The following is an 11,710-nucleotide window of genomic DNA, read 5'->3' as shown; positions in this document are numbered from 1 at the left end:
TTGATACAGTAGGAAAGAAATAAAAAAGTAATTGAAGAATATAATAAAAAATCAAATTCAAGAAGATTTAGTTTATGAACAAATAAGTCTAAAAGAATACATAGACCCGTTTACGGGTGAGCCGGTAAAGAAAGGCAAGTAATAAAGCCCCTTTAGGGGTAGCCAGTGAAAATATGCGGTTGGCAAACCGTTCGATGTGCGAGTAGCACAGCCAGTAACAGAGCCTTATAGGCGTAGAGCAAACCACCCGTTTTACGGGTGGTCCTGATTTAGAATTAAATATAAATACTAATAATTCTTATATTGCTATTCATTAGTATTAAATACTTAAAGAACTAAACTAAAATATTAATATAAAGGAGAAATGAAAATGAGTAACTATAAAATTAAACCAAGTATTTTACCAGGATTTATGGAATTATTACCTATAGAACAAAGAAAATTTAATGATATTGTAGAAAAAATTACAAAGGTATATGAAGAAAATGGATGCCTTCCAATAGATACTCCAATTATAGAAAAAGCTGAAATTTTACTTGCTAAAAACGCTGGAGAAACAGAAAAGCAAGTTTATGCATTTCAAAAAGGATCTAATAATTTAGCATTAAGATTTGATTTAACAGTTCCTTTTGCTAGATATACTTCTCAATACTTTAATGATTTAAATTTTCCACTTAAAAGATATCAAATAGGAAAAGTATATAGAGGAGAAAGAAATCAAAGGGGACGATATAGAGAGTTTTATCAATGTGATGTTGATATTATAGGAAAAGATAAGCTAAGTATTAAAAATGATGCTTTAGTTATAAGTTTAGCTTCAAAGGCTTTTAAATCAATAGGATTAAAAGATTATAAGTTTCAAATAAGCAATAGAAAAATACTCTCTGCTTTATTAAGTTCTCTAAATATCGAAAGCTCTATTGATGTTATGATATTAATCGATAAATACGATAAAATTGGTGAACAAACATTTAAAGAAGAACTAGATAAGTTAGTTAATAAAGAAAGTGCAAAAATAATAAATAAAGTCATAAATATAAATGGATCTAAAGATAAAGTATTAGAAGAATTAGAATTATTAAATATACAAGATGAAAAATTCACCTTAGGATTAAATGAACTTAAAGAAGTTACTACTACTTTAGAAGTACTTGGGGTTTATGACAGCGAATATATAATAAATTTAAAAATTATAAGAGGATTAGATTACTATACAGGAACAGTATTTGAAACTTTATTAATTAACAATGAAGAATATGGCTCAATTTGTTCTGGTGGTAGATATGATAACTTAGCAGAAAATTATACTAATAATATCTTACCTGGAGTTGGAATTTCAATTGGTTTAACTAGATTATTCTTCGTTTTAAAAGAAATAGGATTTGTTGAAAGTTATAAACTTCCATCTAAGGTTGAATATTTAATTATTCCAATTGGTGATACTTTAAAATATTGTGGTGAAGTATATAAAAAGTTAACTGAGTCTGGAAAAGCAGTAGAAATGTATTTTGAAGATGATAAATTAAAGAAAAAACTTAATTATGCCAATAAGTTAGAAATACCGTACGTTATACTTTTAGGTGAGGAAGAAGAGGCAAATAAATCTATAAATATTAAAAATATGATTACTGGTAAACAAGAAACTTTAAAATTTGAAGATATTTTTTAAAGGGATCTATCAAATAGGCTTAAAATAAACTTCATCCTCCATTAAATAAAAATAACCTTAAGCACTACATCTGTATTGCTTAAGGTTTTATAATACTTACAACTTGTCACTATGCATTAACTTCTTTTACATTTAATCCATTATTTGTTTTTTTACCTAAATTAATTGCAATAGAAGCTATTAAACATGTGATAATTGCAGCCAATAATATAGATATTTTTACTATATTTAATACATTTTCATTACCTGTAAATGCTATTTCAGCTACAAATATAGACATAGTGAAACCTATTCCTGCAAGCATTCCAACACACATTATATCGTACCATTTTACATCTTTAGGCTTTTCTATTACTTTAAACTTAGATAAAACAGATGTAAATAACATTATACCTAAAGGCTTTCCTACAACTAGCCCAACAATTATACCTAAAGCTACCTTTATTGAACCTTGTGGTATTGATGAAATATTCATATTTATTGCAGTATTAGAAAATGCAAATAACGGAAGTATAATTAAATTAGCATATGGTGCTAGTACATGTTCAATCCTAATTAATGTACATTCAAGTGTATCCTTATTACACTTACTAATCGGTAATGTAATAGCTAATAAAACACCACTTATAGTAGCATGTATTCCACTTGCAAATATACAAATCCATAAAATAAATCCTAGTATAAAGTAAGGAGTAAGTCTTTCTTTTTTATCAATTTTTCTAAGTGATAATAACATGATAAATGTTACAGCACCTAAAACTAGCGGTATTATCTTTATTCCTGACGAATAAAATATTCCTATAACTGCAATAGAAATCAAATCATCAACCACTGCTAAAGTTAATAAAAATATTTTAAGGGAATTACTAAGTCTATTCTTAAATATCATAAATGCTCCAACAGCAAATGCTATATCCGTTGATATAGGAACACCTATCCCATTAACATATGACGTACTTCTATTAAAAATAAAAAATATAATAGCTGGTATTGTTACTCCCCCAATTGCAGCAACAATTGGAAAAGATGCTCTTTTTGCATCTGATAAATGCCCTCTTATAACTTCCATTTTAATTTCACAGCCTACAACTAAAAAGAAAATTGCCATTAAAAAATCATTTATAAACTTGTGCAAATTAAAATTAGGGAATATTTCTATATGATGAAATATAGTATTATATAATTCCTTTAATGGGCTATTTGCAATAATTAATGCAAAAACAGTTGCAATTAATAGTAATAATCCAGGTAAAGCCTCCCATTCTAAAAGTACTTTTAACTTACTTAAATAATTTCTTTTTTCTTGTGTATAATACATTTAGTCCCTCCATCTGTAAAGTGTTCTAACTACTTTATTTTACATATTATTACATAAGTATATTTTTTAAAGATACACTATAGTATATTTCCAAAAAATATATTATTTTACGCAACTATTATTATAACAACTATCCAACACTTTACAATGAAAGTTATATTTTTAACCCTTTTTATACTTCTTTTATACTTTCTTTGAAGTCTATATTGATATTTTTTCACTTTAAATCACATATAATTATATTTATAATTATATTTATGTATTTTTCTGTAAATGTATACGATATCACCAAATTGCTATCTTTTTTCATTTGTTAAGTTTATTTCATTAGTATCATTACTGTTAAATAGAATATTATTAAACTAATCTATCGGTTGATTATATTCTTATAAGTAAAATTGATTTCTATTTAATGAGTTAATTATAATTATATATACTGTTTATTTAATAATAAAAAAAGTAGTTAGTTTTGGTTTTATACAAAACTAACTACTATCTCAGCTATTATAACTACCTCTATTTATTTTACTTCTATTTGATTAATAAACCCTTTGACGTATTAAATTAAAAGATATTATTTTTGTATCTATATATTCATAAGTTAAATATATTGGTGTATCATTATCATCATAATTAACCCCTTTTAAAATTAAAAAGGACTTTATATCATCTTTACAATTAAATATTTCAGTTAGTTCTTTCTCCTTAGAATTATTGGTTGTAGAAATCGTCACTTTATCCCAATATATTTTTATATTATTTTTTTCTAAGAGAAATTTGTATAATGAATCATTATATTTAAGTAAATCTGATACAAAATCATTATCATAACCTAAGATGCTTAGTGGTAAATAATCTATACAATAAACACAAGCATTATTATCTGCAAAAAAAGTTTTTTTTAATATTAATACGTCACTTCCCTCTTCTATTCTTAAAATATTACTTAAACTTAAATCTGCATTTATAAATTCATGACTTATATTTTGAATTTTAGATTTATATCCACTTTTTCTTATAATTTCACCAAATTCATTTATAGGATTTAATTTAGTATTAAGCTTAATAGCTTCAACATTTATAAAAGTACCTTTTCCTTGTCTTCTAAAGATAACACCTTCAGTTGCAAGTTCATTAAGAGCACTTCTAACAGTTATCCTACTTACCCCTAAATCCTTTGATAGGTTTTCTTCACTTGGTAATTTATTGTTAACATCTAAATTCAATGTTCTTATATACTTTAAAATAGATTCTTTCGTTATTTGCGTAAGTGATTTTGTTTTTATTGGTTCTAACCCCATATATCCTCCATAATATTCAAGTTATATTAAAATTATTATCAAATTAGTTTACATAATTATATATTATTATATAATTTTACCATAACAAACTCAATAAAATCATTTTAGAAAACATTTACAAATAATATTGATTTTTACAATTTATGGTAGTAAAATAAAATTTGTAATACGTATTACCTATTTTATTTTTAGAGGAGAAATATTTATGTATAAAGATCACATTTATTATTTAAGAAAGTGTGTTGAAGTATCTAAAAGATCTAGAGAAAGTGGTAATATGCCATTTGGATGCATTCTAGTGGATAAGGATGGCAATATAATTCTTGAACAAATGAATATTGAGGGTACAGATTATAAATGTACTGGTCATGCAGAAACTCAACTTATGGAAAAAGCATCTATGAAATACTCAAAATCATTTCTATGGGATTGTACTTTATATTCTACTGCTGAACCTTGTGCAATGTGTACAGGAGCTATTTATTGGGGAAATGTAGGTAGAATAGTTTATGGATTATCTGAAAGGGATTTATTAAATCTAACTGGAAGTGATTCTAAAAACCCTACTTTTGATCTACCTTGTAGAGAAGTATTATCTAAAGGACAAAAAGATATTAAAGTTATAGGGCCATTCCCTGAGATAGAAAATGAAGTTGCAGATGTTCATAAAGACTTCTGGAATAAATAAAATTAAATATAAATTATAAGGAGTTGTATTATATTGGCTTTTAAAAAAGATGTTGAAACCAATACTAAAGAGTATGAATTTACTTCTGTACCTAAGGATCAAAGAAAAAGCTATACAAGTTTAACTATTGTATGGACTGGATACGTCTTTGTAGTAACAAGTATGATGACTGGTGGCGGATTAGCTGCTGGATTAACATTTAAAGAAATAGTGTACGTGTGTATTTTAGGAAATATCTTTTTAGGAATAATTGCTACCCTTGTAAGTATAATTTCAAGCAAAAATGGGCTTAGCTTTGCGCTTCTTACTAAATATAGTTTCGGTACGAACGGTTCAAGGATTGCATCATTTTTTGTTCCCTTTGTAAACTTAGGATGGTATATAATACAAGCTGCTACCTATGGACATTTTATTGCATTAATTTTTAATTTAGGTTCATTTGGTGAAGGCATAGCAATGATTGCAAGTGCATTAGTAATGGGAGTCTTTGCTTTATCAGGCATGAAGGCAATAACAATTTTAGGATATGTTTCTATACCTGCAATTGTATTTCTTTCAATTGCTACATCAGTAAAAGCAATTCAAATTACTGGAGGAATAGAACATATATTATCATATAGACCTTCTGCTCCAATGGCAATAAGTACAGGAATAACTGCAATTATAGGTACTTGGATTTTATCTTCTGCAACATGTATTGCTGATATAATGAGATATGCCAAAAATACTAGAGATGCAATAGCAAGTTCACTTACTGGATTGTTATTAGGGAACTCATTAATGATATTATGTGGAGCATTAGCAGCTATTGCTGTAGATAATAGTGATTTACCTGCTGTATTACTATCTATGGGATTACTTATTCCATCAATTATACTTATGACAACAAATATATTTACAACTAATGCAGCAAACTTATATTCAAATTCATTAAATTTATCTAATTCATTTAATATGGATAGAAAAAAGATGATTACTATCCTTTTAATTATAGCCGCAATAGGAACATTAACAAAACCATATGAAATAAATTTCTTATTTACATTTTTAAATACACTAGGTAATATTATTCCTCCTCTTGCCGGAATTATTATTGCTGATTATTTTATTCTTAATAAAGGACATTATGAAGACTTCAATAAAGTCACATTTAAAAATTGGAATCCTTTGGCCTTTATTACTTGGATAATATCACTTATTTTATCATTTGTATTACCATTTGGCCTTCCAGCATTAACAAGTTTAATTTCTTCAATCATAATTTTCCCTGTACTAACTATAATAGTTTCAAAATTAAATGTTAAAGGAGGCAAAAATTATGAAGAAATATAAAATATCAGCAATTTTAGGCACTATCCTTATGGGGATTTGTTCCTTTTTAGCATGTATATCTAATAATATTGCTTTAATTAATATAGGAAATATAGGCCTTTTAGTTAGCATTGGTATAATGTCCTATGGCTTTTCAAATTGGCAACCATAAAATTCACGTTAGAAATTAAATTACTTTATATTATAAGTTTATTATATAAATGCCTCCTTTTATTGTCTAACTATTATAAAAGGAGGCATTAAACTTTTTATATTAATTTAAAATTGTTTTATTATAAGTACTATTAGAAAAGTAAAATAAGATCTATAATGCTATTTGTATATTTAACCAACTCATCATAACTGAGAGGCTTAATAGAATTTATAATTCCTTCTAGGTTATTATTAAAATCATTTAAATATTTTAACAAATAGTTTTTACTATTAGTATATCCTACGATAAATGAATCATCTTCTAAGTCTAATATTATTTCATCTATTATTACTTGAGATTTTGAAGCTTTGACATTAATTTCAGAAATTAACTCATCTGTAAAAGATAAGTTATTTTGAATATTTTGCCTCATATTACTTGTAATTTCTCTTAGTATATATATTTCATCATTTAAATTAACGTAATTCTTCTTTCCAAGTATCTTTTCTATTAACTTTCTATCCAAAGCACCCTCCTTAATATTATTAAAATTAAACTTAATATAATTCTAATGTTATTGAGGATAATTTTCAATAGATTAATATAATAATATCTACAATTACAAAAATTATTATGTAAATTTATATTTTTTTAATTATCTTTTATAATTCTAAAGATTTATCATTTATCTCGTTATCATGCTTCTCATTTGATCTTGATTCTATTGCTAAATAAGTAACTGCTATAAAAATAACTAAACATCCTATAATCTTTTTAATATCTATAGATTCATTAAATAATAATAAGCCACTTATTACACTAGTAATTGGCTCAAATAAAGAAAATATTGAAGCTGAGGTAGATCCTATAATTGATACTCCTACTTGAAATAAAATAACACCTACTATTGATGTTAATAATGATATAATTATCATTAAAATATATATTTTTAAAGAAAGATTAAATTTTATATAACCACCAAAAATATTACCTATTAGCATTTCAAAAGAAACAAAAGAAACTATGTAAAAAGATAGTTTATATGGGTTTATTTTAACTAGTTCTTTCTTTTCAAGATATACTATGTAAAAAGCATAAGTTAGTCCAGATATTAATGCCATTAATGCTCCTAATAAATTATTGCTACTTTTCATGTCCATAAAAAGTGCTACACCTAGAAAAGCCATTACTAAAGATAGTACTTTTCTTTTACCTAACTTTTCATTAAAAATAAACCTGCATGCTAAAGCAACGAAAATTGGATACATAAAATGTAATGTAGTAGCTACACCTACCCCTATATATGAATACGAACTATATAATAAAGCTGTAGTTAAAGCAACACCTATTAAGCTAAGAATAAATATATGTTTTAATTCTTTCTTTTCTACTTTCAAAGAAATTCTTTTGTATTTTAATATAAAAAATAAAATTGGAATAGCAAGTAAATTCCTAAAAAAAGTCATAGATAAAGAATTATTCCCGAATTCATAGGTTATATTTGCTAAAGCAGGTGTAAATCCAAAGATTATTGCTGATAGTATTGTAAATAAGATACCTTTAATCTTCATATTATCCCCTTCTTTTCTAAATAAATTTTTACCAACACTAGGTTTATTTTACTACAAAGTTTATCTAATTACATCATCTTTAAGATTAATTTGTATATTTAAATTATTCTATAGACAAACTAACCATGAAAGGTGGTTATTATAATGAAAAAATTTTTTTATACTCTTTTAATTTTTTTATGCTTGAGCTGTAATATCGCTAAAGCTCAGCCTCCGATATATACTAATATTTTCAATCAAGGTGTTTATAAAGTAGACTCAATTGTTAAAGTTCTAGGAAGGGATATCTCATTTATACAAAACATATCTAGTGAAAAAAGTGTTTATTTCTTGTTAGTGGATGAAAATCAATCAGTAATACAAGCACTTAAAATGGAGCCTAATTCTCCTAAGTATGATTTACACAAACTAGAACCAAACTTTAAAATAATTTTAATTGGTGAAGGATCAGCATTTTTATCTTAAAACATTTTAACTTTAAATAATATAAATTTACTTGAAAGGCGGTTTAACTTATGAAAAAATTTATTTTTACGCTATTAATATCTTTATCTTTATCTTTTAATGTTGCTGCGACCGGGTTTCAAGCACATTCTAAAACACTTACAGAAGGTGTTTATAATGCAAATGCTCTTGGTATTTCACTAAATGAGATAAATTATGCCCAAAATGTTTCAGAAAAAGGTACTACTTATCTTATTATTTATGATGAGAGCAATACTATAGTTCAATCAATAAAACTAATGCCTAATTCTCCTAAGGTTCAAATATATCCTCAGTTGGACCCTAGCTATAAAATAATAGTAATTGGTGATGGCTCAATAGTTTTATCACAAACATAATTTAAATATTTATGATTTGATCAATAATTGTTGAAATTTATCTAATAAAATCCTTAAAAATGTATCTATATACGCATGTTTTAGTGAATCTTATTTTAATTTAAAGCATAGAATATATTATTAAATACAGCTATCTTTATAGGGGAACTTATAATTTTTAATATCATTATTTTAAATTTAATCAAGTGCTTTAATTACATAAAATTATAAAAGGGGGATTGTTAATGTTCTGTAAAAATTGTGGGAAAGAAATAGACGATAATGCAGCAGTATGTATACATTGTGGAGTTGCAACAAATTCTACACCTGCTGTTGTTGATAATGGTGGATTTGGATGGGGACTATTAGGATGCTGTATTCCAATTGTAGGTTTAATTTTATTCTTAGTTTGGAAAGATACTAAGCCTAAAACATCTAAGGCTGCTGGGATTGGGGCTTTAGTTTCAGTTGGTATTTATATATTATTATACTTATTTATATTTATCCTAGGTGCTGCAGGTGCTTCATATGGTTATTAAGAAATGATTGAAAAATTCTTTTTTAAATGGCTGCCAATTATATTTGGATGTCATTGTAGAGCTGATAGATCTTTTTATTTTAAAAATAAAAAATTTCCTATATGTGCGAGATGTACTGGCGAGCTAATCGGCATGATTTGTTCGCCAGTTCTATTTTCCTTTTATCAACCCACTATCCTTTTAAATTTAATTTTAATAATTCCAATGCTTTTAGATGGTTTTATTCAATTATTAACCCATTATGAAAGTAATAATATAAAAAGAGTTTTAACAGGATTACTTTTTGGATATGCATTAAGTAATATATTTATACTATCAATAATTTTCACATGGAAGTGTGGTTATAATTTTGGAAGAAATATTTAGAGAATAAGGAAATGTCAATTCTTCTTTATATATTCTAAATTACTTGAAATACATAAGCTTTATAAGTATTTTTTAAATATTAAATAATAAAATAAAAGTTGTATAAGATTAAGTATTACTAATTAACCTTATACAACTTTTTAATTTTTATCATTGAGTTTAATAATAGTTAGTTTTAATTATTATTTTACTTTGATTCCTCTATATATGCTTTATCAAAATATACATGTCCAAGCATTGAAACTCTAACTCCTTTAACTTCTGGCTTAGCCCCAGTTGTCTTATTGTAGAAGTAAAGTGGAATTATTGGCATATCTTCCATTAATATATCTTCTGCTTGCTTCATCATATCCCATCTCTTATTTACATCAGCTTCAACCTTAGCACCATTAACTAATTCATCATACTTAGGATTTGAATAACCAGCATCGTTGTTTCCTCCACCTGTTACCCATAAATCTAAGAATGTCATTGGATCAACGTAATCTCCAAGCCAGCCATGTCTTGCAATTTGATATCCACCTTGTTGTCTAGTATTTAAGAATACTTTCCATTCTTGGTTAGTAAGCTCTACATTAACTCCAATCTTAGCCCAGTCTTGTTGAATTACTTGTGCTACTAAATTATGAGATCCTTCTGTATTATACATAAACTCTAAAGTTGGAATTCCTTCTCCATTTGGATATCCAGCTTCAGCTAGTAATTTTTTAGCTTCTTCTATATTAGGTTTATTTGCATCATAGTACTTTCTATCAGCAAAATCTTCTCCTTCAGCGTTTAAAATTCCTTCTGGAACAAAAGCATATGCTGGAGTTTGTTTTGCTTTTGTAACTTCATTAACTATACCTTCTCTATCAATTGCAATAGATAAAGCTTTTCTTACTTTTGCATTACTTAAAACCTTTTTTGCATCTTCAGATAAAGTTGATTGTTTACCAACATTAAATACTACCATGTAGGTACCAAGATTTGGATGGATTGTAACTAATCCTTCAGCTTGACCACTTTCAATTTCTGATGGTGGAACTGTATCAACCATGTCAAATTCACCAGATTTTAATGAAGCATAAGCAGTATTTTGATCAGTAACTAATTTATAAACTACGCCTGGAAGCTTTATATCATCTTTGTTCCAGTAATTTTCATTCTTTTCAAATACTAATTGATCTTTCATATCCCATTGAGCTAATTTGAAAGGTCCATTTGAAACATAAGTTTTTGGATCTAGTGCCCATCCTTCTGGATCACTACTAACTATATCTTCTCTTAATGGCATATAAGTTGTAAATGTAGTAAGTTCTAAGAAGTAAGCTGTTGGTGCTTCTAAAGTTACTTTTAAAGTATGATCGTCTACAACTTCAATTCCAACATCTTCTCTAGTTGCTGTACCTTCGTTAAATTTTTGCGCATTTTTTATATAAAATAATTGATAATTATATTCTGCTGCTGTTTCCTTGGATATAGCTCTAATCCAAGAATACTCAAAATCCTTTGCTGTTACTGGTTCTCCATCTGACCATTTAGCATCTTTTCTTAACTTAAAAGTATAAACTAAATTATCATCTGAAACTTCATAACTTTCAGCAACTCCAGGAACTGCTTTTTCATTTTCATCGAGTCTCATTAAACCTTCAAAAGCATTATCTATTACTGATCCTGATCCTGATGAAGTATTTAAGGTAGGATCAATTGTTTCTGGATCCTCTCCTAAATTATAGATCAATTTTCTTGATTCTTCTTGTTTACTTTGGCAGCCTGCAAATACAGACATTCCAAGTGCAAGTGTTAATGCTACGGCACAAATTCTCCTTAATTTTTTTGCCTTCATAAAATTATTCCCCCTTAATATTTATTTTTTAAATTTAATAATAAAATTAAACCCCAATGATTTCTTTTTTTATAATCTAGAAAGAATTTATATACACTTCTTATTTGTATTTATTCTTCTGATTTAAACAAATAATACACTTTA

At 26.5% G+C, this 11,710-nt stretch carries 13 protein-coding genes and 1 pseudogene; 9 read left to right on the top strand and 5 right to left on the bottom strand.

The annotated features are described in order from the left end of the window. Positions 1-15 precede the first annotated feature (15 nt). Positions 16-142 (top strand): annotated as a pseudogene (locus tag CSBG_RS18530) (IS200/IS605 family transposase); the annotation flags it as partial. A gap of 228 nt (positions 143-370) precedes the next feature. Further along, positions 371-1,669: a histidine--tRNA ligase gene (gene hisS / locus CSBG_RS08725; RefSeq protein WP_008678792.1), complete on the top strand. Its 1,299-nt coding sequence runs from the start codon at positions 371-373 to the stop codon at positions 1,667-1,669. A gap of 109 nt (positions 1,670-1,778) precedes the next feature. On the opposite strand, the gene nhaA is transcribed toward hisS, so the two are convergent. Further along, the gene (nhaA, locus tag CSBG_RS08720; RefSeq protein WP_008678789.1) at positions 1,779-2,987 is read right to left on the bottom strand and encodes a Na+/H+ antiporter NhaA; all 1,209 of its coding nucleotides are present in this window, start codon (positions 2,985-2,987) and stop codon (positions 1,779-1,781) included. 539 nt (positions 2,988-3,526) lie between these two features. Next, complete coding sequence (locus CSBG_RS08715) at positions 3,527-4,288, bottom strand: GntR family transcriptional regulator (protein WP_008678787.1); 762 nt, start codon at positions 4,286-4,288, stop codon at positions 3,527-3,529. Between the two features lie 205 nt (positions 4,289-4,493). Here CSBG_RS08715 and CSBG_RS08710 point away from each other — a divergent pair, with 205 nt between their 5' ends. The 3 genes from CSBG_RS08710 to CSBG_RS18525 are packed head-to-tail and all read left to right on the top strand — an operon-like array spanning position 4,494 to position 6,459. Continuing rightward, the gene (locus CSBG_RS08710) at positions 4,494-4,976 is read left to right on the top strand and encodes a nucleoside deaminase (RefSeq protein ID WP_008678786.1); all 483 of its coding nucleotides are present in this window, start codon (positions 4,494-4,496) and stop codon (positions 4,974-4,976) included. A gap of 33 nt (positions 4,977-5,009) precedes the next feature. After that, the gene (locus CSBG_RS08705) at positions 5,010-6,308 is read left to right on the top strand and encodes a cytosine permease (protein ID WP_008678784.1); all 1,299 of its coding nucleotides are present in this window, start codon (positions 5,010-5,012) and stop codon (positions 6,306-6,308) included. Continuing rightward, entirely contained in the window at positions 6,295-6,459 is a 165-nt protein-coding gene (locus tag CSBG_RS18525; protein ID WP_008678783.1) for a hypothetical protein, read from the top strand. Before CSBG_RS08705 ends, CSBG_RS18525 begins: the two co-directional genes overlap by 14 nt. Before the next feature lie 133 nt (positions 6,460-6,592). Here the strand turns inward: CSBG_RS18525 and CSBG_RS08700 are convergent, their stop codons facing one another. Together CSBG_RS08700 and CSBG_RS08695 are read right to left on the bottom strand one after the other, a co-directional pair. Next, positions 6,593-6,967, bottom strand: coding sequence for a hypothetical protein (locus CSBG_RS08700; RefSeq protein ID WP_008678781.1), 375 nt, complete (start codon positions 6,965-6,967; stop codon positions 6,593-6,595). A 136-nt stretch (positions 6,968-7,103) separates the two neighbouring features. After that, a complete protein-coding gene (locus CSBG_RS08695; protein ID WP_008678779.1) occupies positions 7,104-8,012 on the bottom strand; it encodes a DMT family transporter in 909 nt (302 codons plus the stop codon). 144 nt (positions 8,013-8,156) lie between these two features. Here CSBG_RS08695 and CSBG_RS08690 point away from each other — a divergent pair, with 144 nt between their 5' ends. The 4 genes from CSBG_RS08690 to CSBG_RS08675 all read left to right on the top strand — a co-directional run bounded on the left by CSBG_RS08690 (position 8,157) and on the right by CSBG_RS08675 (position 9,738). Beyond that, on the top strand, positions 8,157-8,477 hold the full coding sequence (locus CSBG_RS08690; RefSeq protein WP_008678776.1) for a hypothetical protein: 321 nt from the start codon (positions 8,157-8,159) through the stop codon (positions 8,475-8,477). A gap of 50 nt (positions 8,478-8,527) precedes the next feature. Next, positions 8,528-8,854, top strand: coding sequence for a hypothetical protein (locus CSBG_RS08685; RefSeq protein ID WP_008678774.1), 327 nt, complete (start codon positions 8,528-8,530; stop codon positions 8,852-8,854). Between the two features lie 224 nt (positions 8,855-9,078). Continuing rightward, positions 9,079-9,372: a zinc ribbon domain-containing protein gene (locus tag CSBG_RS08680; RefSeq protein ID WP_008678773.1), complete on the top strand. Its 294-nt coding sequence runs from the start codon at positions 9,079-9,081 to the stop codon at positions 9,370-9,372. A gap of 3 nt (positions 9,373-9,375) precedes the next feature. Beyond that, on the top strand, positions 9,376-9,738 hold the full coding sequence (locus CSBG_RS08675; protein WP_035285233.1) for a DUF2085 domain-containing protein: 363 nt from the start codon (positions 9,376-9,378) through the stop codon (positions 9,736-9,738). 187 nt (positions 9,739-9,925) lie between these two features. Here the strand turns inward: CSBG_RS08675 and CSBG_RS08670 are convergent, their stop codons facing one another. After that, positions 9,926-11,566 carry a peptide ABC transporter substrate-binding protein gene (locus CSBG_RS08670; RefSeq protein ID WP_008678771.1) on the bottom strand — a complete coding sequence of 547 codons (1,641 nt, stop codon included), beginning with the start codon at positions 11,564-11,566 and terminating at the stop codon, positions 9,926-9,928. Positions 11,567-11,710: the final 144 nt, after the last annotated feature.

It is taken from the genome of Clostridium sp. 7_2_43FAA, assembly GCF_000158375.2.
Taxonomy (GTDB): domain Bacteria; phylum Bacillota; class Clostridia; order Clostridiales; family Clostridiaceae; genus Clostridium; species Clostridium tertium.
Note: the sequence above shows the minus strand (reverse complement) of the source record. Positions and strands in the feature narration are given on the sequence as shown.

What these genes read in the sequence shown, in the direction of transcription:
- nhaA (WP_008678789.1), bottom strand. Translation starts at nt 2,987, where the DNA reads ATGTATTATACACAAGAAAAAAGAAATTATTTAAGTAAGTTAAAAGTA.
- CSBG_RS08695 (WP_008678779.1), bottom strand. Translation starts at nt 8,012, where the DNA reads ATGAAGATTAAAGGTATCTTATTTACAATACTATCAGCAATAATCTTT.
- CSBG_RS08685 (WP_008678774.1), top strand. Translation starts at nt 8,528, where the DNA reads ATGAAAAAATTTATTTTTACGCTATTAATATCTTTATCTTTATCTTTT.
- hisS (WP_008678792.1), top strand. Translation starts at nt 371, where the DNA reads ATGAGTAACTATAAAATTAAACCAAGTATTTTACCAGGATTTATGGAA.
- CSBG_RS08670 (WP_008678771.1), bottom strand. Translation starts at nt 11,566, where the DNA reads ATGAAGGCAAAAAAATTAAGGAGAATTTGTGCCGTAGCATTAACACTT.
- CSBG_RS08680 (WP_008678773.1), top strand. Translation starts at nt 9,079, where the DNA reads ATGTTCTGTAAAAATTGTGGGAAAGAAATAGACGATAATGCAGCAGTA.
- CSBG_RS18525 (WP_008678783.1), top strand. Translation starts at nt 6,295, where the DNA reads ATGAAGAAATATAAAATATCAGCAATTTTAGGCACTATCCTTATGGGG.
- CSBG_RS08690 (WP_008678776.1), top strand. Translation starts at nt 8,157, where the DNA reads ATGAAAAAATTTTTTTATACTCTTTTAATTTTTTTATGCTTGAGCTGT.
- CSBG_RS08715 (WP_008678787.1), bottom strand. Translation starts at nt 4,288, where the DNA reads ATGGGGTTAGAACCAATAAAAACAAAATCACTTACGCAAATAACGAAA.
- CSBG_RS08710 (WP_008678786.1), top strand. Translation starts at nt 4,494, where the DNA reads ATGTATAAAGATCACATTTATTATTTAAGAAAGTGTGTTGAAGTATCT.
- CSBG_RS08675 (WP_035285233.1), top strand. Translation starts at nt 9,376, where the DNA reads ATGATTGAAAAATTCTTTTTTAAATGGCTGCCAATTATATTTGGATGT.